This is a genomic window from Vibrio sp. PID17_43 (genome assembly GCF_002608565.1).
Classification (GTDB): Bacteria; Pseudomonadota; Gammaproteobacteria; order Enterobacterales; family Vibrionaceae; genus Vibrio.
Window position 1 is genome coordinate 1 of record NZ_LIXM01000038.1, and the last position, 25,055, is coordinate 25,055.

The window sequence follows — 25,055 nt, forward strand, 5'->3', positions numbered from 1 at the left end:
GAAGCTGACGGAAGTTCTTAAGATCATCGATAGACAGCTCGTAACCGCTCAGGTGCAGTAGAGAGTAAATCAGCATAGAGCCGTGGCCGTTAGACAGTACGAAACGGTCACGGTCAGCCCACTCTGGGTTAGCAGGGTTGTGGTTTAGGTGAGAACGCCAAAGAACTTCAGCGATATCAGCCATACCCATAGGGGCGCCTGGGTGGCCAGAGTTTGCTTGTTGAACGCCATCCATGCTTAGAGCGCGGATTGCATTAGCCAGATGTTTACGAGAAGACATGTCTGCTCCTGAGTGCATTAAGCGAATTAATAAAGGAATATGGGCACTATACTCAAGTAACTTGGGTATAAAGGTGCGGGCAATATTCTCTCAGAGCCAAAAACCGACTGCAAACGTTTTACTCGCCATTTTTGAGGTTTTAGGTCAATCTTTTCGCTGACTACATGCATTCTCCCAAAATCCACCATGTATAAAGCAAACGATTGGGTGGCAAGTTTGATGAATTCGATCAGAAAAAGAGCTTGTAATTCGAACAAGGGAATTTAAAATAGACGTCTAGATGTAGAAACACCTACAAACTGTATTGTATTTTTCGTGGCAAGCTTGCGTTAGTTAGCCATGAGTAAACCTTAAGATTGGAGCTATCATGGCTAAGCACCTGTTCACTTCTGAGTCGGTATCAGAAGGTCATCCAGATAAAATCGCAGACCAAATCTCTGACGCAGTTCTTGATGCAATTCTTGAGCAAGACCCAAAAGCACGTGTTGCTTGTGAAACCTACGTAAAAACCGGCATGGTGATGGTTGGTGGTGAAGTGACCACTTCCGCATGGGTTGATATCGAAGAACTGACTCGTGAAACCGTTCGTGAAATCGGCTACGTACATTCAGACATGGGCTTCGATGCGAACTCTTGTGCTGTTTTAAACACCATTGGTAAGCAATCTCCAGACATCAATCAAGGTGTTGATAAAGCTGATCCTAAAGAGCAAGGCGCGGGCGACCAAGGCATCATGTTCGGTTACGCGACAAACGAAACTGAAATTCTAATGCCTGCTCCTATTACTTACTCTCACCGTCTTGTTCAAAAGCAAGCGGAAGTGCGTAAGAACGGCACACTACCTTGGTTACGTCCAGACGCAAAATCTCAGGTAACGTTCCAATACGATCAAGGTAAAATCGTAGGTATTGATGCCGTTGTACTTTCAACTCAGCATTGTGACACTATTTCAACACCAGACCTACGTGAAGCAGTGATGGAAACCATCATTAAACCAGTGTTACCTGCAGAATGGCTCAACAAGGAGACGAAGTTCTTCATCAACCCGACTGGCCGTTTTGTTATCGGTGGCCCGATGGGTGACTGTGGTCTAACTGGTCGTAAAATCATCGTAGATACCTACGGCGGCGCAGCTCGTCACGGTGGAGGAGCATTCTCTGGTAAAGATCCATCGAAAGTAGACCGCTCTGCAGCCTACGCAGCACGTTATGTAGCGAAAAACATCGTAGCGGCTGGTATGGCAGACCGTTGTGAAATCCAACTTTCTTACGCAATCGGTGTTGCGGATCCAACGTCGATCATGGTTGAAACCTTCGGTACTGAGAAAGTGTCTCACGACATCATCATTGAAGCGGTTCGTCAGTTCTTCGACCTACGTCCATATGGTCTCCAAGAAATGCTTAACCTTCTTCAACCAATCTACAAGAAGACAGCAGCATACGGTCACTTCGGTCGTGAAGAGTTCCCATGGGAAGCGACTGATAAAGCTGAACTTCTACGCGATTTCGCTGGCATCAAGTAATCGAGCTACATTAGAATCGATAGAGCCCTCGCCTTTTGGCGGGGGCTTTTTGTTTCTGCCTACTTATTTCTTTCCTTGTTTCTTTTGCCGAACAAAAATTCAGCAATTATTTGTAAATTGCCCCATATCTGCCAATAGTTAACATAATGTTAAATGCACTTTTCGATGTATATAGCATAAAGAACTATGATGCGGGCTCGCGTGGCTAAAAGAGTCATGAAAAACGTCAGCCAAACATCGTTTATGGCCTAGGTGCCGCCGTGGGAATAAATCAAGGAGGAGCTATGCCTCGTACCATAAATCCATCTGACTTCCAAGGTAAACGAAAGGAAGTACCAGATAACGAATACGCCAGAACCATTCCATGCAATACCGTTAACCTATCCGCGCCATTTCACTGGCTCGCGCTAGGTCTGCATGACTTCGTTCGCATGCCAATCATCAGTGCCTTCTACGGCATCTGTTTTATGGCGGCAGCAATTGGTATTGTGCTGCTGGTTCAATGGCAAGGCACTCACTTAGTCGTGATGCCAAGTCTTATTGTTTACATGCTAATAGGTCCATTCCTTGCACTCGGCTTATACGATGCAAGTTGGGAAAGAGAGCGAGGGCACAAACCTAGCTTGCTCCACTCTATGAAGGCCATTAGCCGTAACTCGACATCTCAGTGGGCGTTCGCCGTGTTGCTCGCTGTATGTATGATTTTTTGGATGCGTATTGCTGCGCTTCTTCATGCGCTCTATCCATCAGTACAAGGTGCACCACTGACGGAGTTTCTACCATTCTTGGTCATCGGTTCACTGGTTGGTTTCGTCTTGGCTTGTATCGTTTTCAGCATATCAGCTTTCTCAATTCCACTGATGATGGAACGTCGCATCGACATGATGACCGCCGTATTCACAAGCTTTAACGCGGTAAAATCCAACATTCCTGCAATGATCGTATGGGCGGCGATTATCTGCGGCGGCATCTTAATCGGCTTTGCCACCTACGGCATCGGTATGCTGTTTACTATGCCAATCCTTGGCTACGGAACTTGGCATGCGTATCATGCCATCATTAAGAAAAAGCACACGCCCTAGAAAACTAATGCTATGATCCAGCCCTCGCAAACGCGGGGGCTTTTTATTGGGTAAACGGGGGTGAGTTGTGGATAGAGAACTGAGCTACAAAGCCAAACAGGTGATGGCAGATTGCATCGCGATGGCAGAACAAGCCTTCAAACGTTCTTTTCCAATTCCTTCTCTGACTTTCAATGTACGTGGGAAAGCCGCAGGCAAAGCGTACCTGAAACTGAATGAAGTCCGTTTGAATCCAAAACTCTTCAAGGAAAACCCTCAAGCTTTTATCAAAGAAGTGATCCCACACGAAGTGGCACACTTAATTACCTATCAAGTATACGGTCGCGTTCGCCCACACGGTAAAGAATGGCAAGGCGTTATGGAAGCCGTATTCAAAGTGCCCGCCAAGACCACTCATAGCTTCGATGTAGCCTCTGTACAAGGAAAAACCTTCGAGTATCGCTGTGGTTGCATGACCTATCCTCTGTCTATTCGTCGCCATAATAAGGTTTTACGCAAAGAAGCCGTATACTCTTGTCAAAAGTGTCGTAAAGCACTTGATTTCACCGGTGTTCAGCTCTCTTAAGTCTGCCTACTCTCCACTTTTCTATACCAATAATATAGAGCGTTTCTCTTAACGCTTTTCTTTTACCCCCTTATTGTCAACTTACTCATCACTAAAGCCCATTTGTGCGTGTTAGAATGGATAAAGTCACACTTTTTAAAGACTTTAATCATGAAATACCTGTTCTCTTTTCTACTTATCCTTGTGTCTAGCGCTACGATTGCGGCTCCGCCAAACTCATTTTCTGCCGCCAAGCGGGAAGCGGTAAAAATCTACCAAGATCACCCAAGCAGCTTTTACTGTGGTTGTGACATTAAATGGCAAGGCAAAAAAGGCGTACCTGACTTAGCATCCTGTGGCTACCAAGTTCGCAAGCAAGAAAAACGCGCCTCTCGCATCGAGTGGGAGCATGTGGTTCCAGCTTGGCAATTTGGTCACCAACGTCAGTGCTGGCAAATAGGTGGACGCAAAAACTGTTCACGCAACGATAAGACCTTCCGTTCTATGGAAGCGGATCTGCATAATCTGACGCCAGCCATCGGCGAAGTGAACGGAGACCGTTCTAACTATAACTTCAGCCAGTGGAATGGATTGGATGGCGTAAGCTACGGTCGCTGTGAAATGCAAGTGAACTTCAAGCAGCGCAAAGTGATGCCGCCTGAACGCGCGCGCGGCTCGATCGCCCGTACGTATCTGTACATGAGTGAGGAGTACGGCTTTAAGCTGTCTAAACAACAAACCAACTTGATGATGGCGTGGAACAAAACATACCCTGCAGACAAATGGGAGTGTGAGCGTGACAAGCGTATCGCCAAAATTCAAGGTAACCACAATCCATTTGTTCAGGAAGCTTGCCGCGCACTGTAACTTGTTCATGTAAGCAGTCATTCCTCCCAGCAGCAAGAGGCGTTATCATTTACACGGCTCTTGCCCCTTGTTTTTTAGCTGGAAAGCACCCATGTTAAGAGCTAACTTTTGTCTCTTGCTGGAATTCTCATGCGTATCCCTCGAATTTTTCATCCAGAAACCATTCCACAACTTGGCTCACTTGCTTTAAGCGAAGACGCAGCAAACCATATCGGCCGTGTACTTCGCATGAAAGAAGGTCAAGAGGTCTTGCTATTTGACGGCAGTGGCGCAGAATTCCCTGCACTTATCAGTGAAGTTAGCAAAAAGAACGTAATGGTTAACCTAACTGAACGTGTAGAAAACAGCGTTGAATCACCTCTAGACCTACACCTCGGTCAGGTTATTTCTCGTGGTGATAAAATGGAGTTCACAATTCAAAAATCGGTAGAGCTAGGCGTAAACACCATTACTCCCCTCATCTCTGAACGCTGTGGTGTGAAACTGGACCAAAAGCGCTTTGAAAAGAAACTCGCCCAGTGGCAAAAAATCGCCATCAGCGCTTGTGAGCAGTGTGGTCGCAACATCGTGCCAGAAATCCGCCCAATCATGAGTTTAGAGCAGTGGTGTCAGGAAGAGTATGACGGCTTGAAGCTTAATCTTCACCCTCGTGCAAAATACTCAATTAATACCTTACCGACGCCAGTTGAGAACGTGCGCCTATTGATCGGCCCTGAAGGCGGCCTGTCTTCTGAAGAGATCGATATGACACGCGAATACCAATTTGAAGAGACGCTGCTTGGCCCACGTGTTTTGCGTACCGAAACAGCGGCTCTAACAGCAATTACAGCCTTACAAGTTCGTTTCGGCGATCTTGGTTAAAACGGAGAAAAATAATGATCAAACTCGGCATTGTAATGGATCCAATTTCGTCCATTAATATCAAGAAAGACTCGAGCTTTGCCATGATGCTGGAAGCACAACGCCGCGGCTACGAAATCCATTACATGGAAATGGGCGACCTTCACCTTGACCAAGGTGTCGCTATTGCTGATACGAAAATTGTGACACTAAAAGAAGACCCAAACGGTTGGTACGAGTTCAAGTCAGAGCAAAGCATCGAACTGTCTGAGCTAGACGCCGTTCTGATGCGTAAAGATCCTCCGTTCGACACGGAATTCATCTACGCCACTTACATTCTTGAGCGTGCTGAAGAGCAAGGCACCTTAATCGTCAACAAACCTCAGAGCCTACGCGACTGCAACGAAAAACTTTATACCGCTTGGTTCCCAGAGTTGACTCCGACCACTATCGTGACACGTAAAGCGGAGAGAATTAAAGCCTTCCGTGAACAGCACGGCGACGTGATCCTAAAACCACTTGATGGTATGGGGGGCGCTTCTATCTTCCGCGTGAAAGAGAACGATCCTAATGTATCGGTGATCATCGAAACCCTAACCAACCATGGCCAATACTACGCGATGGCGCAAACTTTCGTGCCAGACATCAGCAATGGTGATAAACGTATCCTCGTGGTTGACGGAGAGCCGATGCCTTACTGTTTAGCTCGTATTCCAGCAAAAGGCGAAACGCGCGGTAACCTCGCTGCTGGCGGAACCGGTGAAGCTCGTCCGCTAAGCGACACAGACCTGAAAATAGCGCAAGCTGTTGGCCCTACGCTGAAAGAAAAAGGCCTTATCTTTGTCGGTCTGGATGTGATTGGTGACAAACTAACCGAGATCAACGTGACCAGCCCAACTTGCATTCGTGAAATTGAAGCGGCCTTTGATATATCCATTACCGGTAAACTCATGGACGCCATCGAACGTCGCATAAAAGGCGAATAACTCAAACTGTAGTACAGTTATTAGAGAGCCTAACCGTTATTCGCTTAAGCAAACGCCGACAAATATGACTGAGGCTTGCTTAAGCGATCAAGCTTGCCTTAAAGGTCGATATGAGATGAACCTCACCAACCATTTCTTAGTTGCCATGCCGGGAATGAAAGATCCCTACTTCCAGAATAGCGTTATCTACGTCTGTGAACACAACGCAGAAGGCGCTATGGGGTTAATGATCAATGCCCCCGTTGATATCACGGTGGGTAACATGCTTAAGCAAGTCGAAGTGCAGCCAGTACACCCACGCTTGTTTGAAGCAAGTTTAGATAGGCCGGTTTATAATGGTGGTCCCGTATCAGAAGATCGTGGCTTTATCCTACACAAGCCGAAAGACTACTATGAATCTAGCATTCAAATGACAGATGAGCTTGCCGTTACGACATCTCGCGATATCTTGTCGGTACTGGGTACCGAGGCTGAACCAAGCGATTACCTCGTCGCGCTTGGTTATTCTGGCTGGAGTGCGGGGCAGTTAGAAACAGAGCTAGCTGAAAACTCATGGTTGACCATCGAAGCGACGCCAGAAATCATTTTCGATACGCCAATCACTGATCGCTGGAAAAAAGCCGTAGAGAAACTTGGCATTGATCCTAGCCAGCTCTCTGCTGATGCTGGTCATGCGTAATAAACAGACTACTTTCATCACATTTAGATTCGGGACACTTTATGTCACGCACAATAATGGCCTTTGACTTCGGTACCAAAAGTATTGGTAGTGCCATCGGCCAAGAAATCACCGGCACAGCTTCTCCACTGAAAGCATTCAAAGCCAATGATGGCATTCCTAACTGGGATGACATTGAGAAACAAATAAAAGAGTGGCAGCCAGACTTACTCGTTGTTGGCCTACCAACAGACTTACATGGTAGGGATTTGGAAACCATTACGCCACGCGCGAAAAAGTTTGCGAATCGCCTTCAAGGCCGTTATGGCTTACCTGTTGAACTCCACGATGAGCGATTATCTACCGCTGAAGCTCGTTCAGATCTGTTCAGCATGGGCGGTTACAAAGCGCTATCGAAAGGCAATATCGACTGTCAATCGGCTGTCGTGATTCTAGAGAGCTGGTTCGAAAACCTTTGGAATGCGTAACATTGATTGAAGCAAAATAAAAAAGGTTGGCAGATGCCAACCTTTTTTTATGGTCTGAAACTCATCAATCCATATCGATTTTAACGTTCGCTAAGCTGCCAGTAGAGAAGGCATCGCCACGCTGGGTTTTGAGCATCAAACGCAGATCATTGGCAGAATCAGCACTGTGCAACGCATCTTCTTCACTGATCTTACCTTGCATCACCAACTTGTAGAGCGACTGGTCGAAAGTCAGCATGCCAAATTCATTTGAGCGTGCCATCGTCGTTTTGAGTTCATGCAAATCACCGCGACGGATCAAATCTGACACGCGTGGACTATTTAAAAGGATCTCAAACACAGCGTGACGGCCTTGGCCATTCTTATCACGGATCAACTGCTGAGCAATCACACCTTTCAAGTTCATCGACAAGTCAAACAGGAACTGCTCTTTTTGCTCACTCGGAACTAAATGCAAAATGCGCTCAAGCGCTTGATTGGCGTTGTTGGCATGCAGTGTTGCCATGCATAGGTGGCCGGTTTCCGCAAAGGTCATGGCGTATTCCATGGTTTCTCGACTGCGGATCTCACCAATCAAAATCATATCTGGCGCTTGGCGTAACGAATTCTTTAACGCGATTTCATAACTATCCGTATCTAACCCAACTTCACGCTGCGTCACAATACAACGCTTGTGTTCATGCACAAATTCAATCGGATCTTCCACCGTCAGAATATGGCCAGTTTTATTGTTGTTGCGATAGCCCGTCATCGCTGCCATCGTGGTCGACTTACCCGACCCCGTAGCCCCCACCACCAGCACTAAGCCACGTTTTGCAATCGCCAAATCTTGTAGCACCAACGGCAACTTTAATTGCTCAAAGGTCGGTATATTGGTTTCAATACGACGAATCACCGCTCCTGGTAACTCGCGCTGGAAGAAAGCGCTCACACGGAATCGACCACAATCTCTGACAATCGCAAAGTTGGATTCCCGACTTTTACGAAACTCCTGGCGTCGCTCAGGATCCATCGCACTATCAAGTAAGTGCGCGACATCATGCTCTGTCAACTTTTCGCCCTGCGGGCGCAATTCCCCATCCACACGAAACAGAATCGGCGCTCCAACAGTGATATAAAGATCCGACGCTTTGAGCGTCAGCATGCCTTCAAGAAATTTATTCAGATCCATATTCCGTATTCACTATTACCTAAATGATCGTTACGAGAATTGCTGCGCTTCTATGCCAACCTTTTTCTCGACCTCTTCACGAGAAACCATACCTTGAGCCATCAACTGGCGTGCGTTTTGCTCCATAGTTTGCATGCCATGTGCAGCGCCAGTCTGAATAATCGAGTACATTTGCGCGACTTTATCTTCACGGATCAAGTTACGAATCGCTGGCGTAGCCATCATGATTTCATGGCAAGCAATACGTCCACTAGCCGTGCGTTTAAGCAGTTTCTGTGCGATGACCGAGCGCAAAGATTCAGACAACATCGAACGTACCATGTCTTTATCACTACCAGGAAATACATCAATAATACGGTCGATGGTTTTTGCCGCAGAACTGGTGTGCAAGGTACCAAACACTAAGTGACCCGTTTCGGCTGCGGTAAGCGCGAGGCTGATGGTTTCTTTATCCCGCATCTCACCAACTAGGATCACATCTGGGTCTTCACGTAGCGCGCTACGCAACGCATTTTGGAAGCTGTGAGTATCACGGTGAACTTCACGTTGGTTGATCAAACATTTATTGTTGTTATGAACAAATTCAATAGGATCTTCAATTGTGAGGATATGCTTGTTGTGATTACGGTTAATGTAGTCAACAATGGCAGCTAAGGTGGTCGATTTACCCGAACCGGTTGGGCCCGTAACGAGTACCAGACCTTTTTCCGCGTTGGCAATCTTTCGGAAAATTTCTGGCGCTTCGAGATCATCCAATGTTGGAATGCTACTCGGAATGGTACGAAACACCGCCGCACAACCGCGAGATTGGTTGAACGCGTTGACACGGAACCGGCCAACGTTGTGCAACTCAAATGAGAAATCGACTTCGAGTTTTTCTTCGAATTCACTGCGCTGTGCATCGTTCATGATTTCAAAAACCAGACGATGCACTTCTTGGTGTGTAAATGCCGGAATGCCGAGCTTTCTCACATCGCCATCAATACGGACCATTGGTGGTACACCTGCAGAAAGGTGTAGATCCGAAGCATTATGTTTTACACTAAAATCCAGTAACTCAGTGATATCCATTTAAAATCCTTAAGTCTAAAGTACAGCTATGAGTAGTATTCAACAAAACATTGAACATATCACCTACCAAATTCGACACAACGAACAAAAATGTGGCCGTTCTCCAGAGTCAGTGCAACTTTTAGCAGTTAGCAAAACCAAACCTGTCGAGGCCATTCTCGAAGCCTACCAATCAGGCCAAGTGGCGTTTGGTGAAAACTACGTCCAAGAAGGCGTCAGTAAAGTTCAGCACTTTGCCGAGCATTGTCCAGATTATCAAATCGAATGGCACTTCATTGGTCCAATTCAGTCCAATAAATCCCGACTTGTCGCCGAACACTTCGATTGGGTTCACACCATTGACCGCGCAAAAATCGCTCAGCGCCTTAACGATCAACGCCCTAGTGCATTAAAACCATTGCAAGTTCTGATTCAAGTCAACACCAGTGGTGAAGAGTCAAAGTCCGGCGTTACTGATGCAGAAATATTCGAACTGGCTGAGTTGATTTCTCGCTTACCAAACCTCACGTTAAGAGGATTGATGTCAATTCCGGCTAACGTGCCAGACTACGCGTCACAGCTTCGTGCATTTACACAACTTGCGCAGTTGAAGCAAAAGTTAGCCTTGCAATACCCAGATGTCGACACGCTTTCGATGGGGATGAGTGGTGACATGAACGCCGCCATCGAAGCAGGTAGCACCATGGTGCGTATCGGTACTGCTATTTTTGGCGGGCGGGACTATTCCAACAAAAACGAATAATCACTCAATGCTTGGGCTAATCGCGATTTGGAATCTTACCGCCGAACATTTCATCAGCAAGGGCGCTTCATAGAACTATCACCTGAGAGAGCAACAAACCGCAATAATTTATACTTGGGAATCAGATAAATGGAACACAAAAACATTGCCTTTATCGGCGCAGGGAATATGGTGAGAGCGATTGTTTCTGGACTTGTAGCTAACGGCTACCCAGCACAACACATTATCGCGACCGCTCCGTCTGATACGCGTCGATTACGGCTTGAGCAAGACTTTGGTATCCGTACCACCAGCGATAACATCGCAGCCGCGACGGAGGCAGATGTTGTCGTATTGTCTGTGAAGCCACAAATGATGGAGGAAGTGTGTAAGCCACTGCAATCTGTCGACTTTAGCAATAAACTGGTTATATCTATCGCAGCTGGCATCAACTGCTCACGTTTGGATGACATGCTGGCAACTAAGCTGAACTTGGTTCGCGTGATGCCAAACACACCTTCTCAACTAGGTTTGGGCATGAGCGGTCTTTACGCTCCTGAACTCGTTTCAGAGCAAGACAAGGCATTCGCAGCGGATCTGATGCAAGCGGTCGGTAAAGTATGCTGGGTTGAGCAAGAATCAGGCATCAACAATGTGATTGCAGCTGCAGGTAGTGCGCCAGCGTACTTCTTTCTATTTATGGAGGCGATGCAAGCAGAGGCCATTGCTCAAGGTTTTGATAACGATACTGCACGTATGCTCATCCAACAATCGGCGCTTGGCGCGGCACGCATGGTAGTAGAAAATCCTCAAACTGAACTTTCTACCCTGCGTGAAAACGTGACCTCGAAAGGTGGCACCACGGCAGAAGCGCTACGCACGTTCAATGATCATCAACTCTCTGATATTGTAGCGAAAGCAATGCAAGCTGCGGTTGCGCGCGCTGAAGAAATGGAAAAACTGTTTTAATTATCTGCTCGGCACAGCAAGGGCGTGTCGTTCATTACTTTTAAGGGTACCTTATGAATTCAATGAGTTTTCTCATCTCAACCCTATTTGACCTATACATCATGGTCGTAATTTTGCGTATTTGGTTGCAAGCTGCACGAGCAGATTTCTACAACCCGTTCTCGCAATTCATCGTTAAAGCAACACAGCCTGTAGTCGGTCCACTACGTCGCATCATCCCATCATTGGGTGGCATCGACTTAGCGACAGTGCTGTTTGCTTACGTATTGTGTGTGCTTAAGTTTGTCGCACTGATCCTTATCGCCTCAAATGGTTCGGTCTCTTTCAGCGCAGACTTCCTATTTCTAGGCTTGCTGTCTTTAATTAAAGCCGCGGGTGGTTTGCTATTCTGGGTGCTATTGATTCGAGCGATTCTAAGTTGGGTAAGCCAAGGTCGCAGCCCAATTGAATACGTGTTCCATCAACTGACCGAGCCAATGCTTGCTCCAATCCGTCGCATTATCCCTGCAATGGGTGGCTTTGACTTAAGCGTACTGGTTCTGTTCATCGGTCTGCAATTCGCGAATTTCCTAATGGGCGACATTGTTGGTCCAATCTGGTACCAACTGTAATGTCTGACGCAGTTTGGCATGACGGCGATGACGTTATCCTCAAGCTCTATATTCAACCCAAAGCAAGCCGTGACAAAATCGTCGGCTTGCATGGTGAAGAGCTAAAAATTGCCATCACTGCACCACCTGTCGATGGCAAAGCCAATGCGCACCTAACCAAGTTTTTAGCCAAACAATTTAAAGTTGCTAAGGGATTGGTTCACATAGAAAAAGGTGAACTAGGACGACACAAACAAATTCGGATAGAATCCCCACAACAAATACCGACTGAAATTAAAGCCATCTTATGATGGCTTTTTGTTTACGTTTCCGTGCCAAACTTAATAATAAAGATCGATTTGAGGATGTAAAAATGAGCAAATGGATTACCGCCCTACTGATCAGCCTATTAGCTTTACCAACAATGGCAGGTCAGTTCAAAACCATGAAAGACATCGAAGTACACTATATTACGTTTAACTCGACGTTCTTAACCCCCAAAATTGCCCGCAGCTACGACATTAAACGCAATGGCTATAATGCCGTAGTGAACATCAGCGTGTTAGACAGAGCTTCACTGGGTAAGCCCGCCGTTCAGGCCCAAATTAGTGGTCAAGCAAGAAACTTAATTGGCCAAATTCAAAAGCTCACCTTCCGTGAATTCAAAGAAGGCGACGCTATTTACTACCTAGCTGAACTGCCAATCACCAACGAAGAAACTTTTACCTTCGATATTGATGTTAAAGCTGGTAACAAAGGCTCAGGTAAGCTTAAATTCACCCAGAAGTTTTATGTCGAAGAGTAGTTAACCTGAACTCAGGTTATTTAGGTTGTCATGATCTAAATGCTTTTTGACACTTATAACGTATTGACCAGGGAGAACATCGCGTTCTCCCTTTATCGCTACAGAAAGAGACGACCATGAAAAAGATAGTGCTAGCAACAGGCAACCAAGGCAAAGTTCGTGAGATGGCAGATCTGCTGTCTGACTTCGGTTTTGAAGTATTGGCGCAAAGTGAGTTCAACGTATCTGAAGTAGCAGAAACTGGTACGACTTTCATTGAAAACGCAATCATCAAAGCGCGTCATGCTGCACAGGAAACGGGTCTACCTGCGATTGCTGACGACTCTGGTCTAGAAGTTGATTTCTTGAAAGGGGCACCAGGCATTTACTCTGCTCGTTACGCTGGTGAAAACGCGTCTGACCAAGAGAACCTAGAAAAGCTACTAAATGCGATGGAAGGTGTACCAGAAGCAGAACGCACCGCTCGTTTCCACTGCGTATTAGTGTTGATGCGTCATGAGAACGATCCAACGCCTATCGTCTGTCACGGTAAGTGGGAAGGTCGTATCCTGACAGAAGCACAAGGCGAAAATGGCTTTGGCTACGACCCTATCTTCTTCGTGCCAGAAGACAACTGCGCCTCTGCCGAGCTAGAGCCGACACGTAAAAAGCAGCTGTCTCACCGTGGTAAGGCGCTGAAATCTCTTTTCGCTCAACTGTCTGAACAAGTTTCGCAATAATATCGAGTGAGTGCGCCCATGTTAACACCTCCTGATCTTAGCTTGTATGTTCACATCCCATGGTGTGTACAAAAATGCCCGTATTGCGACTTTAACTCTCACGCGCTTAAAGCCGAGATTCCAGAAGAAGAGTACATCAATGCCCTTCTTGAAGACTTGGATACCGACATTGAGAAATACCGCCTAAATGAAGCGCCACGCCCACTGCATTCAATCTTCATTGGCGGTGGTACGCCTAGTTTGATTTCGGCAGAAGGCATCGAGCGCCTATTAAAGGGCATTGAAGCGCGTATTCCATTCAAGCCTGAAATCGAAATTACTATGGAAGCCAACCCTGGCACCATCGAAGCAGAGCGTTTTGCTGGCTACCGCAAGGCTGGCGTAACGCGTATATCTATCGGTGTGCAAAGTTTTGAGCAACAAAAGCTTGAGCGTTTGGGGCGTATTCACGGTCAAGACGAAGCCGTCAATGCCGCTAAGTTGGCGCACCACATCGGTTTGAACAGCTTTAACCTCGATCTCATGCACGGCTTACCGGATCAAAGCATCGAACAAGCCTTAGCAGATTTGGACAAAGCGATTGAGTTAGCGCCACCTCACTTGTCTTGGTATCAGCTGACCATCGAACCAAACACCATGTTCTACTACAAGCCACCGACTCTGCCAGATGACGATGACTTGTGGGATATCTTCGAGCAAGGACATAAGAAACTCGCAGCGGCAGGTTACGTTCAATACGAGATTTCTGGTTACAGCAAGCCGGGCTATCAATGTCAGCACAACCTGAACTACTGGCGCTTTGGTGATTACCTTGGCATTGGTTGTGGCTCACACGGTAAGCTGAGCTTTGCTGATGGTCGCATCGTTCGTACCACCAAGGTCAAACACCCTCGTGGCTACTTAATGGCGTATCAGAATATGGTCAAGCCGTACCTCGATAGCGAGCAACTGGTCGTAAACGAAGACCGCCCATTCGAGTTCTTTATGAACCGTTTTCGCTTAATGGAAGCGTGCCCAAAACAAGATTATGTGAGGACGACAGGTTTACCACTCAGCACGATTCAAGACACTATCAATTGGGCGCTTGAGATGGGTTACCTCAGTGAAAGCGATACCCATTGGCAGATCACTGAAAAAGGAAAACTCTTCCTCAATGATTTGTTAGAAGCCTTCATGGCAGAAGAAGACGAAGAGTCGTAAACATCTCGAGGTTCGAATAAAAAAATGCCTCTCAATCGAGAGGCATTTTTTGTGTACTTGACGTTAGAATATCGAACGGCCAATACGCTCAGAAAGGAGTTCAAGAGCTTTGGTACCAGCCAACGAATTGCCAGAAGCATCCAGTTCCGGTGACCAGACCGCTATCGTCATCTCACCTGGTACGACGGCAATAATGCCACCACCCACGCCCGACTTACCCGGCATCCCGACACGATAAGCGAACTCACCAGCACCATCGTACAGGCCGCAAGTTGCTAACAACGCATTAAGTTGCTTGGTTTGCATCGGTGAGACCACAGGCTTACCCGTTTGTACTGAGGTACCTTTGTTAGCGAGATAACTAAAGGTTTTCGCCAAATCAACACAGCTCATCTTCAATGCACAAGCATGGAAGTAATTTTGTAGTACGGGTATGACGTCGTTTTCGAAGTTGCCAAACGAGCGCATCAAATAGGCTATCGCAGCATTACGATCACCATGCATCATCTCGGACGCAGCGACGACTTTATCATAAACAATATGCGTATCCCCAGACAGTTGACGAGCAAAGTCTAATAAACGCTGACGCGGCGCTGATAAACGACTTTGCAGAAGATCAGCCACCACAATCGCCCCCGCATTGATGAACGGATTACGAGGAATACCTTGCTCCATTTCAAGCTGAATCATCGAGTTAAATGCTTGACCAGAGGGCTCCTTACCAACACGAGACCAGATCTCTTCTTGTTTATACAGACACATCGCAAGAGTAAGACTCAGCGCTTTCGAGATCGACTGAATCGAAAATGGCTCTTCGGCATCACCCGCATTGATCACCTCACCTTCATTGGTGTAAACCGCAATACCCAATTTCGTATTCGGCACTTTTGCTAAAGCCGGAATGTAATCTGCAACTTTTCCTTGGCCAATCAAAGGGCGAACTTCCGCCAAAATATCTGTCAAAATCTGCGCTGTAGGTTTCATTATCTACCTTCTTGTCACAAACCCAAAACTACCTAAGTTCTGAGATAAAAAAAGCCAACGCAGAGGTTGGCCTTTCCATTGAATTCGTTCGATTCGATTATGGTTTCAATACCACATTGATAATGCGATTGGTGGAGGAAGCCGCTATTTGCTTAAGACAACTTAGAGCTCAGCCATACCGCATAACAGAACATCAATTTATTCAACGTTAAGCAGTACGCTTGAACTTGATGTCCCACACCCCGTGACCCAAACGGTGACCACGAGCTTCGAATTTAGTCAGAGGACGCTCTTCAGGACGAGGAACAAAGTCACCATCTTCTGCGATGTTCGCAAAACCTGGTGCTTGGTTCATAATTTCAATCATGTGCTCAGCGTAGTTTTCCCAGTCGGTCGCCATGTGGAAGATCCCCTCGTTAGGAATAAGCTTCTGACGAACCATTTCAGCGAACTCAAGCTGTACGATACGGCGTTTGTGGTGACGCTTTTTGTGCCATGGGTCAGGGAAAAACAATTGCAGCGTCGCTAGGCTAGCGTCTGGGATCATGTGCTCGAACACTTCAACCGCATCATGACACATTACGCGTAGATTGCTGATGCCCGCTTCACGCGCATCCGCAAGACAAGCGCCAACACCAGGGCTGTGCACTTCAATACCAATGAAGTTTTTTTCTGGCGCGTTCTTTGCCATTTCAACCAATGAAGCACCCATACCAAAACCGATTTCAAGCACTACTGGGTTATCATTGCCAAATACTTCTTTCCAATCAAGAAGCTCAGCTTTGTAATCGATACCCATTGTTGGCCAGCACTCATTCATCGCGTTTTCTTGGCCCTTAGTTAAACGGCCTTCACGACGTACGAAACTGCGTATTTTACGGATCAACTTGCCGTCTTCGTTGTATTCGTTTGTGGTTACTTCACTCATTGATTTTGCCTGCACATTGATTAATCAAAGCGGGGATTATCCAAAGAATTCACTTAGGTGCAAGTATTTGTTGAGCCATCAGACGGTGGCTATTCAAAAGCAACCCAACGAAAGCCTATATCCCCATAGTTTACCTGTTGTACTTACATCGTATTCGTGGTGCAATTTTGCTCCTATCCAATAATAGAATACAGAGTAAGTCGTGACACCTTTCGCCAGTGCCATCTTAGAATGGTATGACGCCTATGGACGCAAAGATCTTCCATGGCAACAAAACAAGACCACTTACAGTGTCTGGTTGTCTGAAATCATGCTTCAGCAAACCCAGGTCACCACGGTAATTCCTTATTACCAACGTTTCTTAGCGCGCTTTCCGACGGTAGTCGACCTCGCTAACGCCGAGCAAGATGAAGTACTGCACCTTTGGACGGGGTTAGGTTATTACGCCCGAGCACGAAACCTTCATAAAGCCGCCAAAGAGGTCGCCCATAAATATAAGGGAGAGTTTCCTCTCGATATCGAACAGATGAATGCCCTACCGGGGATAGGTCGCTCTACAGCGGCAGCTGTGTTGTCGTCTGTCTACAATCTGCCTCATGCGATTCTAGATGGTAACGTCAAGCGCACTCTTTCTCGCTGTTTTGCGGTTGACGGTTGGCCTGGACAAAAGAAAGTCGAAACCCAACTGTGGGAGATTGCCGAAACACACACCCCAAATACGCAGGTCGATAAGTACAACCAGGCCATGATGGACATGGGTGCGATGGTATGCACGCGTAGCAAGCCCAAGTGCACCTTGTGCCCGGTCAACGACTTCTGTGTGGCGAAAAAACAAGGCAATGTGCTCGACTATCCGGGTAAGAAGCCGAAGAAAGACAAACCCATAAAACAAACCCGCTTTGTGATGCTTCACCACGGCAATGAGAATGATCACGAAGTTTGGCTAGAGCAGAGACCACAAACCGGAATTTGGGGCGGGTTGTTTTGCTTTCCACAAACTGAACATGTGGATGTAGAGAGCGACATTGATTTGCTACTTGAACAGCGCGGCATTCAAGCTAGCGATATTAAACATCAAGAGACACTGATTACGTTCCGCCACACATTCAGTCATTACCACCTCGATATCACACCGATTTTGATTGACCTGTCAAAGCAACCGAATGTGATGATGGAAGGTAACAAAGGTCTTTGGTATAACTTATCTAAACCTGAAGAAGTCGGGTTAGCTGCGCCAGTGAAGCTACTACTAGAAGCGCTACCCCATGAACTGCGTTAATTCAATACAAGGAATCATTATGAGCCGCACTGTTTTTTGTGCTCGATTAAAAAAAGAAGGCGAAGGTCTAGACTTTCAACTTTACCCAGGTGAACTAGGTAAACGCATTTTCGATAACATTTCGAAAGAAGCCTGGGCTCAGTGGCAACATAAACAAACCATGTTGATCAATGAAAAGAAACTCAACATGATGGATCCTGACCATCGTAAACTGATCGAAACGGAGATGGTGAACTTCCTATTCGAAGGAAAAGAGGTTCATATCGAAGGCTACACCCCACCAAGCGAATAAGACAAACTTGTTCCAAAACAATGACATCATAAAGAATTTTATGGTGTCATTTTTATATTAGCGTCCCAAATGCCACGTCGTCACTTATGAAAAAAATCACCTTTATTGTCAGCGCACTTTTGTTAACAGGTTGCAGTCGTGAATTTGTAGAGCAGATGTACCACATCGACTATGAGCCAACCAACCGCTTTGCCACTAACTTAGCTGAGTTGCCCGGACAATTCGAAAAAGACACCGCCGCTCTGGATGCTCTGATCAACAGCTTCTCTGGTAACATCCAAAAACGCTGGGGCCAACGTGAAGTTAAATTCGCTGGCAAAAGCAATTACGTTAAGTACATCGATAACTATTTGAGTCGAGCTGAGGTTGACTTCCAAAAAGGTGTCATCACCATTGAAACCGTTTCACCAACAGAACCACAACAACACCTAAAGAACGCCATCATCACCACCCTACTCACTCCAGATGATCCTGGCAATGTCGACTTATTCTCTTCTAAAGAGATCATATTAGAGGGCCAACCATTTCTGTATAAACAGGTGGTAGACCAAGATAAGAAGCCCATTCAATGGTCATGGCGCGCCAATCGCTTTGCCGATTACTTGATTGCTAACCAAGTCAAAACCAAAGATGTCGATTTCAAGAAAGCCTACTACGTTGAAATCCCTATGGTAGAAGATCACTTCTCGCAACGTAGTTACCAATACGCAGACATCGTGCGTCGTGCATCGAAGAAATACGATATTCCTGAAGATCTGATTTACGCCATCATCAAGACCGAAAGTAGCTTTAACCCGTATGCGGTAAGTTGGGCAAATGCGTATGGATTGATGCAGGTCGTACCAAAAACAGCGGGTCGTGATGTATTTAAGTTGGTGAAAAACAAACCAGGACAACCAAGTCCTGAGTACTTGTTCAATCCAGAAAACAACATTGATGCCGGCACCGCCTATTTCTACATTCTCAAAAACCGCTACTTGAAAGATGTTCGCCATCCTTCATCGTTGGAATACAGCATGATCTCGGCTTACAACGGTGGCACAGGGGGCGTTTTGAGCACATTTAATCGTTCAGACAGAAAACGAGCCATGCAAGATTTAAATTCTTTACAGCCAAACCAAGTTTATTGGGCCCTCACCAAAAAGCACCCAAATGCAGAAGCTCGCCGATACCTAGAAAAAGTTACAAACTTCAAAAGGGAATTCAACTCTGAACAAACCTTGTAGCAACAAGCGAATAAAAAGCACTCAAACAAACGCTTTTTTGAAATTATTTGAAAAAAGTAGTTGACGGAAAGCAGGAAAATCCGTTTAATAGCGCTCCGTTAGCCCGGATAGCTCAGTCGGTAGAGCAGAGGATTGAAAATCCTCGTGTCGGTGGTTCGATTCCGCCTCCGGGCACCATAATTTAGAATTGTTGGTGCATAGCACGAACAGTTAGCAAAGAATATTAGTGTGCCGACTTAGCTCAGTAGGTAGAGCAACTGACTTGTAATCAGTAGGTCACCAGTTCGATTCCGGTAGTCGGCACCATTCTTTTGCCTCGATAGCTCAGTCGGTAGAGCAGAGGATTGAAAATCCTCGTGTCGGTGGTTCGATTCCGCCTCGAGGCACCATTTTTGGTGCGCTTGTTTAGCAAGACACAAACAGAATAGTTCCTCCTTAGCTCAGTTGGTAGAGCGACGGACTGTTAATCCGCAGGTCGCTGGTTCGAGCCCAGCAGGAGGAGCCACTTACTAGAATTTCATATTAGTGAGATTCTATACAATGAAGAGTATTCTCTTCTAAGAAAAAGAATAAAAGTGTGCCGACTTAGCTCAGTAGGTAGAGCAACTGACTTGTAATCAGTAGGTCACCAGTTCGATTCCGGTAGTCGGCACCATTCTTTTGCCTCGATAGCTCAGTCGGTAGAGCAGAGGATTGAAAATCCTCGTGTCGGTGGTTCGATTCCGCCTCGAGGCACCATTTTTGGTGCGCTTGTTTAGCAAGACACAAACAGAATAGTTCCTCCTTAGCTCAGTTGGTAGAGCGACGGACTGTTAATCCGCAGGTCGCTGGTTCGAGCCCAGCAGGAGGAGCCACTTTAGAAAGCCAAGTCTTCGGACTTGGCTTTTTTTTTATATGTCAAATTGACTCAAACCTCACCGACTTATCTTTTCTCCCTTACGCTTCAATTCATTAATCATGAATCATAATTTAGAAGAAAATTTCATTCTTACTATTCATTTACTCACCAACTGATTGCCCATTCTTTGTAAAAACTTAAGCATTATCAAAGAATCAAAACTCAATTGTAGATGTAAGCTTTATTTACATTATTATAAGTTATTTTTTGCATGTGCAATTTTAACCCATCAGACTCTATTTAGTCTTGCGAGTGATCTATGAAATTAGAAAAACAAGCGTACCTATTATCGGCCATCATATTAATCGCCCTTATTGCTCTCACCTTATCTGGGCTATGGACACTAAGATACGCCAGTGATCTGGATAACAAAGCTCGAATTACTGAGCATTTTCGCAGTGCTTATAGCATGTTAACCACCGTTGAAAAAATGGCAAATGAAGGCAAGTTGTCCACTGAAGATGCCAAGTCATTCGCAATGCAATTGATGCAAAATAACATATACAAAGACAACGAATACGTTTATGTGGCTGACGAAAATATGGATTTTGTCGCCGCGCCATTAGACCCTCAATTGCATGGCACGAGCTTTCATGATTTCAAAGATGGTAGCGGTCAAAGTGTGGCGCAAATCCTCTTAAATGCGACGGCAAAAAATCCAAATGGTATTGCCGAATATCACTGGACATCAAAAGGACCTGATGGGGATATCGTCGATATTGTTTCGATCGCACAAAAAACCCCAACGTGGGGCTGGGTTGTCGGTACGGGGATCAACTCCAATGAGGTGGATCAACGCTTCTGGTTAACGGCTCAATGGCAACTTGCTCTATGTATTCTGATTGCCGCGGGGATCTTTACCATCCTTATCATTGCTATTCGACGCATGCTTGCCCTACTTGGTGGTGAGCCACAAGAAGTACGAAATGCCATTCAAGATGTGGTGCATGGCAATATTAAGACCGACTTTGCCAAAATGCCCGTGAGAGGCAGCATCTACGAAGCGGTTCAAGATATGAACTTTTCACTCGCCGAATTGATTGAAAAAATGGAAACATCAATGCATGCCTTGCGAGAGGAACTGCAAGCAGTTGAAACACGAACAGAAACCATCGTTGATCTCACCGCCTCTCAACAGCAATCAACAGCGATGATCGCCACCGCCATGACGGAAATGGCCTCATCGGCCAGCAATGTTGCCGACTCAGCCAATGAAACCGCGCACAACACAGAGCAAGCCGATCAGCAAAGTCAACAAACACAGCAATTGATCAACAGCACGGTAGACAACATTGAAGGTTTAGCCGCTCAATTAACGACCGCAAGCCAAGTGGTGTCCGCCTTAGATAAAGACGTCAATGCTATTGTTAAAGTCCTGGATGTGATTGGTGATATTGCAGAACAGACCAATTTGTTAGCACTCAATGCGGCCATTGAGGCGGCCAGAGCGGGTGAACAAGGACGTGGATTTGCCGTAGTGGCTGATGAAGTTCGCAATCTGGCGGGCCGCACTCAAGCCAGCACGAAAGAAATCCAAGAAATGATCATTAATTTGCAAACAGGCTCACGCAATGCCATCCAAACGATGGAGCTGTGTGCCGCCACCAGTCAAAGCACGGTTGAGGAATCTCGCACAGCCTCTCAAGCGCTTGAGCAAATCGTGCATGCCCTTGAGTCGATCAGCTTAATGAGTCAACAAATTGCCAGTGCATCGGGTGAACAAACAGATGTGAGTAACGACATTGCTCACCGTATTAACCTAATTGAAGAAAGTAGTACACAGTTAAATGATGTGGTTGCACAGAGCCAAACTAGCACGCTTGGGCTATCTCGTTTAGCCGATCAGCTCGGCAGTTGGGTAAATAAATTTACAATCCGTCGTTAAAAGTCCACTAATGCCGTTTGTTTTCATCAGAACACCCGTTTTAAAGCACGCTTTTTATAGGCGTGCTTTACTTTTTTTACGCACATTCGTGTAAAAGACTGGATTTACAATAACTGTTAACGCCCATGAAACCGTTACTATCAAGCTGAAATGTTCGAAAACAAGCCATTACGAACACAAAAACAGCAAACGATATTTTTTTTGCATTTTGTTGTTGACCTCAAAGGCGAAAAACCTTTTAATACACCTCGTCGCCCGGATAGCTCAGTCGGTAGAGCAGAGGATTGAAAATCCTCGTGTCGGTGGTTCGATTCCGCCTCCGGGCACCAAAATTTCTAGTTGTTGGTGCTTAGTACGAACGACAAAATAGAATACAGTGTGCCGACTTAGCTCAGTAGGTAGAGCAACTGACTTGTAATCAGTAGGTCACCAGTTCGATTCCGGTAGTCGGCACCATTTATTCTTTTTCAAGACAATTCCTCCTTAGCTCAGTTGGTAGAGCGACGGACTGTTAATCCGCAGGTCGCTGGTTCGAGCCCAGCAGGAGGAGCCACTTTCAGTTAATAAGTCGATTACTTATTAACGAAAATGTGCCGACTTAGCTCAGTAGGTAGAGCAACTGACTTGTAATCAGTAGGTCACCAGTTCGATTCCGGTAGTCGGCACCACTAATAAAATTTGTTCCTCCTTAGCTCAGTTGGTAGAGCGACGGACTGTTAATCCGCAGGTCGCTGGTTCGAGCCCAGCAGGAGGAGCCAAATAAAAAGAAGCCGCATCATTGATGCGGCTTTTTTGCATTTGGAATCAACTGATTATTTTATTCTAATTCAAAAAGCCAGGCTCAAAACCTCGCTTTCTCGTTTTATCCCAATTCAGATAAGCAAGTCGTCAGCTTAAACCACCAAGACAAACATATTTTGTCTCTAAGTCTTCACCTATCTCCTGCTTAGCCCCTTCACGACCGACGCCGGATTCTTTGGTGCGCCAAAGGTGCGACTTCTGTTGAAATAAGCCCTTCATTGACACCAACCATTCCATACTCCAAACCTTCGTTAAACGTGACAATACGTTGCAAGCTGTCTGTATAGAAATAACAAGCTAAACCATACTCTGTGCCATTAGCCATCATGAGTACTTGTTCATCATATTCAAAAGTAACAATAGGCAATACTGGGCCAAACCGCTCTTGTTGGACAATAGCAATACTTTGCTCTGCATGGCCTAAGACAACAGGCTCTACAAAGCGCCCAGAACGCTTCTTAGACTAATTAAGCAACTTACCCCCCCCTCTTATGGCGATTGAACGAACACAGCCTCTAAGCGACGCTTAGCCGCCATTGTAATCACAGGGCCAAGAGTAGAGTCGGTAGCGACACCATTAGAGAATTTCAACTTAGCCACTTTGTTAAGGAGCTTCGCGACAAATACCTCTTTCACATTCTTATGTACATATAAACGATTGGTACAAATGCAAGTCTGGCCAGCATTGCGAAACTTAGAAGCAATCAGCCCATTAGCTGCCGCATCTAAGTCGGCATCTTCAAAAACAATAAATGTGCATTCCCACCGAACTCCATTGAGACCGCTTTTACTGTATCGCTTGCCTGCCTCATCAAAATCTTGCCGACACGAGTCAAACCTGTAAATGAAATTTTCTTGATCCTAGGATCTGTACTGAGCACGAAACCAAACTCCGCAGCTTGTTCAGGAACGACCATAGATAAGGTGCTTTAGGGTTACCAGCTTGATGGGCGAACTCAACCACAGCTAGAGCCGGTCAATGATGTTAACTCTGAAGGCTTGATAACCATGCCACAACCCGCAACCAATGCAGGAGCCGCTTTTCTGGTGAGCATTGCAATAGGGAAATTCCACGGTTTAATCGCCGCACACACGCCTACAGGCTATTTAATAGTGGAGAGTCGTCGTTTCATGGGAGCATGGGATAACCTCACCATAAGCACGTTTAGCTACGCCTGCGAACCATTCAACTTGAGCATGCTTACACGCTACAAGCTGAGTGTCTATATCTTCTAAGGCGCTTGTCTTTAAACGTATTAGATCCTGCTCTGTCGCAGGATTTATCACCGCAAAGCCACCGTTGTAAGACAGGTTTTCAAACAATACTTTTAGCGCTTCACTCTGTAATTTCTGCAATATTAGACTGCGCTCCTATGGGAATTCTTATTAGGGTAGTCCCACAGGTAAATAAGAGTAAAGCAAACATCGTTTTCTCATCGTGAATGTCAAAGATATAGACTCATCATTTGCTTATAAAAAGCCGATGAATGCACAGAAGTAATACCGTCCGTGAGTAAGTGATTAAAGAATTGCAAAAGAACAATCGATTAGAGCAAGAAGCACAGATGTAAAAAGCCCTAACATTTCTTCCGGGAGGCGCAGTTTAGGGTTTTGTCTGAATAAGTGATGGAGCGACTGGGCTTGCAGGCAAGCGGGACTCGTTGATCGCAGACCAAATTCCTTTATATACGAAAAAGCCCTAGCATTTCTGCTAGGGCTTTTTCTGAATAAGTGGCGGAGCGGACGGGACTCGAACCCGCGACCCCCGGCGTGACAGGCCGGTATTCTAACCAACTGAACTACCGCTCCGCATTGGTCAGACAATTAAGTCTAATAAGAACCTGGCGATGTCCTACTCTCACATGGGGAAGCCCCACACTACCATCGGCGCTATTTCGTTTCACTTCTGAGTTCGGCATGGAATCAGGTGGGTCCAAAATGCTATGGTCGCCAAGTAAAATTTTGTTCGTTTTGCTTTATATTCTTTTCAAGAATACAAAGCAAATCGGTAAATGGTGCTGATACCCAGAATCGAACTGGGGACCTCATCCTTACCAAGGATGCGCTCTACCGACTGAGCCATATCAGCATATTGCTTTCGTCCTAAGGACTAAAAATCCCGTTGTTGAAACTGGATTTTTAAATTAAAAGCCTGGCGATGTCCTACTCTCACATGGGGAAGCCCCACACTACCATCGGCGCTATTTCGTTTCACTTCTGAGTTCGGCATGGAAATCAGGTGGGTCCAA

The 25,055-nt window shown here is 46.0% G+C and carries 25 protein-coding genes, 14 tRNA genes, 2 rRNA genes and 3 pseudogenes; 31 read left to right on the forward strand and 13 right to left on the reverse strand.

All coding sequences use genetic code 11. The features are described 5' to 3' along the window. Positions 1 to 280, reverse strand: a pseudogene (locus AK965_RS19250) (transketolase); the annotation flags it as partial. 367 nt (positions 281 to 647) lie between these two features. Here AK965_RS19250 and metK point away from each other — a divergent pair. The 8 genes from metK (at position 648) to ruvX (ending at position 7,267) form a co-directional block, all read left to right on the forward strand. Beyond that, the gene (gene metK / locus AK965_RS19255) at positions 648 to 1,802 is read left to right on the forward strand and encodes a methionine adenosyltransferase (RefSeq protein WP_099081120.1); all 1,155 of its coding nucleotides are present in this window, start codon (positions 648 to 650) and stop codon (positions 1,800 to 1,802) included. Positions 1,803 to 2,086: 284 nt separating this feature from the next. Beyond that, entirely contained in the window at positions 2,087 to 2,884 is a 798-nt protein-coding gene (locus AK965_RS19260) for a DUF2189 domain-containing protein (RefSeq protein WP_099081121.1), read from the forward strand. A gap of 67 nt (positions 2,885 to 2,951) precedes the next feature. Beyond that, entirely contained in the window at positions 2,952 to 3,449 is a 498-nt protein-coding gene (locus tag AK965_RS19265; RefSeq protein ID WP_099081122.1) for a SprT family zinc-dependent metalloprotease, read from the forward strand. 150 nt (positions 3,450 to 3,599) lie between these two features. Further along, positions 3,600 to 4,295 (forward strand): deoxyribonuclease I, encoded by a 696-nt coding sequence (gene endA, locus AK965_RS19270; RefSeq protein WP_099081123.1) that lies wholly within the window; start codon positions 3,600 to 3,602, stop codon positions 4,293 to 4,295. A 129-nt stretch (positions 4,296 to 4,424) separates the two neighbouring features. Further along, on the forward strand, positions 4,425 to 5,156 hold the full coding sequence (gene rsmE, locus AK965_RS19275) for a 16S rRNA (uracil(1498)-N(3))-methyltransferase (protein WP_099081124.1): 732 nt from the start codon (positions 4,425 to 4,427) through the stop codon (positions 5,154 to 5,156). 14 nt (positions 5,157 to 5,170) lie between these two features. Then, positions 5,171 to 6,121, forward strand: coding sequence for a glutathione synthase (gene gshB, locus AK965_RS19280; protein WP_099081125.1), 951 nt, complete (start codon positions 5,171 to 5,173; stop codon positions 6,119 to 6,121). A 115-nt stretch (positions 6,122 to 6,236) separates the two neighbouring features. Further along, positions 6,237 to 6,800 carry a YqgE/AlgH family protein gene (locus AK965_RS19285; RefSeq protein WP_099081126.1) on the forward strand — a complete coding sequence of 188 codons (564 nt, stop codon included), beginning with the start codon at positions 6,237 to 6,239 and terminating at the stop codon, positions 6,798 to 6,800. 41 nt (positions 6,801 to 6,841) lie between these two features. Further along, on the forward strand, positions 6,842 to 7,267 hold the full coding sequence (gene ruvX, locus AK965_RS19290) for a Holliday junction resolvase RuvX (RefSeq protein WP_099081127.1): 426 nt from the start codon (positions 6,842 to 6,844) through the stop codon (positions 7,265 to 7,267). A 64-nt stretch (positions 7,268 to 7,331) separates the two neighbouring features. Here the strand turns inward: ruvX and AK965_RS19295 are convergent, their stop codons facing one another. Continuing rightward, on the reverse strand, positions 7,332 to 8,438 hold the full coding sequence (locus AK965_RS19295) for a PilT/PilU family type 4a pilus ATPase (RefSeq protein ID WP_099081128.1): 1,107 nt from the start codon (positions 8,436 to 8,438) through the stop codon (positions 7,332 to 7,334). Positions 8,439 to 8,468: 30 nt separating this feature from the next. After that, entirely contained in the window at positions 8,469 to 9,509 is a 1,041-nt protein-coding gene (locus tag AK965_RS19300; protein WP_099081129.1) for a type IV pilus twitching motility protein PilT, read from the reverse strand. A 28-nt stretch (positions 9,510 to 9,537) separates the two neighbouring features. Between AK965_RS19300 and AK965_RS19305 the strand changes: the two genes are divergently transcribed. From AK965_RS19305 to hemW, 7 genes are all read left to right on the forward strand, one after another. Further along, a complete protein-coding gene (locus AK965_RS19305) occupies positions 9,538 to 10,251 on the forward strand; it encodes a YggS family pyridoxal phosphate-dependent enzyme (RefSeq protein ID WP_099081130.1) in 714 nt (237 codons plus the stop codon). Positions 10,252 to 10,380: 129 nt separating this feature from the next. Further along, entirely contained in the window at positions 10,381 to 11,199 is an 819-nt protein-coding gene (gene proC, locus AK965_RS19310; RefSeq protein ID WP_099081131.1) for a pyrroline-5-carboxylate reductase, read from the forward strand. A 53-nt stretch (positions 11,200 to 11,252) separates the two neighbouring features. Beyond that, positions 11,253 to 11,810 (forward strand): YggT family protein, encoded by a 558-nt coding sequence (locus tag AK965_RS19315; RefSeq protein ID WP_099081132.1) that lies wholly within the window; start codon positions 11,253 to 11,255, stop codon positions 11,808 to 11,810. Then, positions 11,810 to 12,100, forward strand: a complete 291-nt coding sequence (yggU, locus tag AK965_RS19320; protein ID WP_099081133.1) for a DUF167 family protein YggU — start codon at positions 11,810 to 11,812, stop codon at positions 12,098 to 12,100. Before AK965_RS19315 ends, yggU begins: the two co-directional genes overlap by 1 nt. A gap of 62 nt (positions 12,101 to 12,162) precedes the next feature. Further along, complete coding sequence (locus tag AK965_RS19325) at positions 12,163 to 12,594, forward strand: DUF4426 domain-containing protein (protein ID WP_099081142.1); 432 nt, start codon at positions 12,163 to 12,165, stop codon at positions 12,592 to 12,594. A 116-nt stretch (positions 12,595 to 12,710) separates the two neighbouring features. Then, complete coding sequence (locus AK965_RS19330) at positions 12,711 to 13,313, forward strand: XTP/dITP diphosphatase (protein WP_099081134.1); 603 nt, start codon at positions 12,711 to 12,713, stop codon at positions 13,311 to 13,313. Between the two features lie 18 nt (positions 13,314 to 13,331). Further along, a complete protein-coding gene (gene hemW / locus AK965_RS19335) occupies positions 13,332 to 14,513 on the forward strand; it encodes a radical SAM family heme chaperone HemW (RefSeq protein ID WP_099081135.1) in 1,182 nt (393 codons plus the stop codon). A 63-nt stretch (positions 14,514 to 14,576) separates the two neighbouring features. Here hemW and glsB read toward each other — a convergent pair whose 3' ends face one another. Both glsB and trmB read right to left on the reverse strand, forming a co-directional pair. Beyond that, positions 14,577 to 15,497, reverse strand: a complete 921-nt coding sequence (glsB, locus tag AK965_RS19340; protein ID WP_099081136.1) for a glutaminase B — start codon at positions 15,495 to 15,497, stop codon at positions 14,577 to 14,579. A 208-nt stretch (positions 15,498 to 15,705) separates the two neighbouring features. Further along, complete coding sequence (trmB, locus tag AK965_RS19345) at positions 15,706 to 16,425, reverse strand: tRNA (guanosine(46)-N7)-methyltransferase TrmB (protein WP_099081137.1); 720 nt, start codon at positions 16,423 to 16,425, stop codon at positions 15,706 to 15,708. 202 nt (positions 16,426 to 16,627) lie between these two features. On the opposite strand from trmB, the gene mutY reads away from it, so the two are divergent. From mutY to AK965_RS19425, 16 genes are all read left to right on the forward strand, one after another. Next, the gene (gene mutY, locus AK965_RS19350) at positions 16,628 to 17,704 is read left to right on the forward strand and encodes an A/G-specific adenine glycosylase (protein ID WP_099081138.1); all 1,077 of its coding nucleotides are present in this window, start codon (positions 16,628 to 16,630) and stop codon (positions 17,702 to 17,704) included. 19 nt (positions 17,705 to 17,723) lie between these two features. Next, positions 17,724 to 17,996, forward strand: a complete 273-nt coding sequence (locus AK965_RS19355; RefSeq protein WP_099081139.1) for an oxidative damage protection protein — start codon at positions 17,724 to 17,726, stop codon at positions 17,994 to 17,996. An 86-nt stretch (positions 17,997 to 18,082) separates the two neighbouring features. Further along, the gene (gene mltC, locus AK965_RS19360; RefSeq protein WP_099081140.1) at positions 18,083 to 19,222 is read left to right on the forward strand and encodes a membrane-bound lytic murein transglycosylase MltC; all 1,140 of its coding nucleotides are present in this window, start codon (positions 18,083 to 18,085) and stop codon (positions 19,220 to 19,222) included. A 101-nt stretch (positions 19,223 to 19,323) separates the two neighbouring features. After that, a tRNA-Phe gene (locus AK965_RS19365) sits at positions 19,324 to 19,399 on the forward strand. 53 nt (positions 19,400 to 19,452) lie between these two features. After that, a tRNA-Thr gene (locus AK965_RS19370) sits at positions 19,453 to 19,528 on the forward strand. A gap of 7 nt (positions 19,529 to 19,535) precedes the next feature. Next, positions 19,536 to 19,611: transfer RNA gene (locus tag AK965_RS19375), tRNA-Phe, on the forward strand. A gap of 40 nt (positions 19,612 to 19,651) precedes the next feature. Then, a tRNA-Asn gene (locus tag AK965_RS19380) sits at positions 19,652 to 19,727 on the forward strand. A 74-nt stretch (positions 19,728 to 19,801) separates the two neighbouring features. Continuing rightward, positions 19,802 to 19,877: transfer RNA gene (locus tag AK965_RS19385), tRNA-Thr, on the forward strand. A 7-nt stretch (positions 19,878 to 19,884) separates the two neighbouring features. Continuing rightward, positions 19,885 to 19,960, forward strand: a tRNA-Phe gene (locus AK965_RS19390). Between the two features lie 40 nt (positions 19,961 to 20,000). Beyond that, a tRNA-Asn gene (locus AK965_RS19395) sits at positions 20,001 to 20,076 on the forward strand. A 303-nt stretch (positions 20,077 to 20,379) separates the two neighbouring features. Then, positions 20,380 to 22,005 carry a methyl-accepting chemotaxis protein gene (locus AK965_RS19400; protein ID WP_099081141.1) on the forward strand — a complete coding sequence of 542 codons (1,626 nt, stop codon included), beginning with the start codon at positions 20,380 to 20,382 and terminating at the stop codon, positions 22,003 to 22,005. 253 nt (positions 22,006 to 22,258) lie between these two features. Continuing rightward, a tRNA-Phe gene (locus AK965_RS19405) sits at positions 22,259 to 22,334 on the forward strand. 51 nt (positions 22,335 to 22,385) lie between these two features. Then, positions 22,386 to 22,461: transfer RNA gene (locus AK965_RS19410), tRNA-Thr, on the forward strand. 21 nt (positions 22,462 to 22,482) lie between these two features. After that, positions 22,483 to 22,558: transfer RNA gene (locus tag AK965_RS19415), tRNA-Asn, on the forward strand. A gap of 39 nt (positions 22,559 to 22,597) precedes the next feature. Continuing rightward, a tRNA-Thr gene (locus tag AK965_RS19420) sits at positions 22,598 to 22,673 on the forward strand. A gap of 14 nt (positions 22,674 to 22,687) precedes the next feature. Continuing rightward, positions 22,688 to 22,763, forward strand: a tRNA-Asn gene (locus AK965_RS19425). A gap of 130 nt (positions 22,764 to 22,893) precedes the next feature. On the opposite strand, the gene AK965_RS20760 is transcribed toward AK965_RS19425, so the two are convergent. The 8 genes and pseudogenes from AK965_RS20760 to rrf (AK965_RS19450) all read right to left on the reverse strand — a co-directional run. Next, the gene (locus AK965_RS20760; RefSeq protein ID WP_253252714.1) at positions 22,894 to 23,043 is read right to left on the reverse strand and encodes a hypothetical protein; all 150 of its coding nucleotides are present in this window, start codon (positions 23,041 to 23,043) and stop codon (positions 22,894 to 22,896) included. Between the two features lie 16 nt (positions 23,044 to 23,059). Beyond that, a pseudogene (locus AK965_RS20765) lies at positions 23,060 to 23,209 on the reverse strand (aldehyde dehydrogenase family protein); the annotation flags it as partial. A gap of 86 nt (positions 23,210 to 23,295) precedes the next feature. Then, positions 23,296 to 23,861: pseudogene (locus AK965_RS20970) on the reverse strand (aldehyde dehydrogenase family protein). A 52-nt stretch (positions 23,862 to 23,913) separates the two neighbouring features. Beyond that, positions 23,914 to 24,162: a hypothetical protein gene (locus tag AK965_RS20780; protein WP_253252715.1), complete on the reverse strand. Its 249-nt coding sequence runs from the start codon at positions 24,160 to 24,162 to the stop codon at positions 23,914 to 23,916. A 376-nt stretch (positions 24,163 to 24,538) separates the two neighbouring features. Further along, positions 24,539 to 24,615, reverse strand: a tRNA-Asp gene (locus AK965_RS19435). Between the two features lie 30 nt (positions 24,616 to 24,645). Beyond that, a 5S ribosomal RNA gene (gene rrf, locus AK965_RS19440) occupies positions 24,646 to 24,761 on the reverse strand. Between the two features lie 58 nt (positions 24,762 to 24,819). Continuing rightward, a tRNA-Thr gene (locus tag AK965_RS19445) sits at positions 24,820 to 24,895 on the reverse strand. 61 nt (positions 24,896 to 24,956) lie between these two features. After that, positions 24,957 to 25,055 (reverse strand): 5S ribosomal RNA (rrf, locus tag AK965_RS19450); the annotation flags it as partial.

Coding starts and splice junctions, on each gene's coding strand:
- gshB (WP_099081125.1), top strand. CDS start 5,171: ATGATCAAACTCGGCATTGTAATGGATCCAATTTCGTCCATTAATATC.
- AK965_RS19355 (WP_099081139.1), top strand. CDS start 17,724: ATGAGCCGCACTGTTTTTTGTGCTCGATTAAAAAAAGAAGGCGAAGGT.
- hemW (WP_099081135.1), top strand. CDS start 13,332: ATGTTAACACCTCCTGATCTTAGCTTGTATGTTCACATCCCATGGTGT.
- ruvX (WP_099081127.1), top strand. CDS start 6,842: ATGTCACGCACAATAATGGCCTTTGACTTCGGTACCAAAAGTATTGGT.
- metK (WP_099081120.1), top strand. CDS start 648: ATGGCTAAGCACCTGTTCACTTCTGAGTCGGTATCAGAAGGTCATCCA.
- AK965_RS19295 (WP_099081128.1), bottom strand. CDS start 8,438: ATGGATCTGAATAAATTTCTTGAAGGCATGCTGACGCTCAAAGCGTCG.
- AK965_RS19260 (WP_099081121.1), top strand. CDS start 2,087: ATGCCTCGTACCATAAATCCATCTGACTTCCAAGGTAAACGAAAGGAA.
- AK965_RS19285 (WP_099081126.1), top strand. CDS start 6,237: ATGAACCTCACCAACCATTTCTTAGTTGCCATGCCGGGAATGAAAGAT.
- AK965_RS19400 (WP_099081141.1), top strand. CDS start 20,380: ATGAAATTAGAAAAACAAGCGTACCTATTATCGGCCATCATATTAATC.
- glsB (WP_099081136.1), bottom strand. CDS start 15,497: ATGAAACCTACAGCGCAGATTTTGACAGATATTTTGGCGGAAGTTCGC.
- AK965_RS19325 (WP_099081142.1), top strand. CDS start 12,163: ATGAGCAAATGGATTACCGCCCTACTGATCAGCCTATTAGCTTTACCA.
- mltC (WP_099081140.1), top strand. CDS start 18,083: ATGAAAAAAATCACCTTTATTGTCAGCGCACTTTTGTTAACAGGTTGC.
- AK965_RS20760 (WP_253252714.1), bottom strand. CDS start 23,043: ATGGAATGGTTGGTGTCAATGAAGGGCTTATTTCAACAGAAGTCGCAC.
- AK965_RS19305 (WP_099081130.1), top strand. CDS start 9,538: ATGAGTAGTATTCAACAAAACATTGAACATATCACCTACCAAATTCGA.
- AK965_RS19315 (WP_099081132.1), top strand. CDS start 11,253: ATGAATTCAATGAGTTTTCTCATCTCAACCCTATTTGACCTATACATC.
- yggU (WP_099081133.1), top strand. CDS start 11,810: ATGTCTGACGCAGTTTGGCATGACGGCGATGACGTTATCCTCAAGCTC.
- AK965_RS19300 (WP_099081129.1), bottom strand. CDS start 9,509: ATGGATATCACTGAGTTACTGGATTTTAGTGTAAAACATAATGCTTCG.
- trmB (WP_099081137.1), bottom strand. CDS start 16,425: ATGAGTGAAGTAACCACAAACGAATACAACGAAGACGGCAAGTTGATC.
- AK965_RS19330 (WP_099081134.1), top strand. CDS start 12,711: ATGAAAAAGATAGTGCTAGCAACAGGCAACCAAGGCAAAGTTCGTGAG.
- endA (WP_099081123.1), top strand. CDS start 3,600: ATGAAATACCTGTTCTCTTTTCTACTTATCCTTGTGTCTAGCGCTACG.
- proC (WP_099081131.1), top strand. CDS start 10,381: ATGGAACACAAAAACATTGCCTTTATCGGCGCAGGGAATATGGTGAGA.
- rsmE (WP_099081124.1), top strand. CDS start 4,425: ATGCGTATCCCTCGAATTTTTCATCCAGAAACCATTCCACAACTTGGC.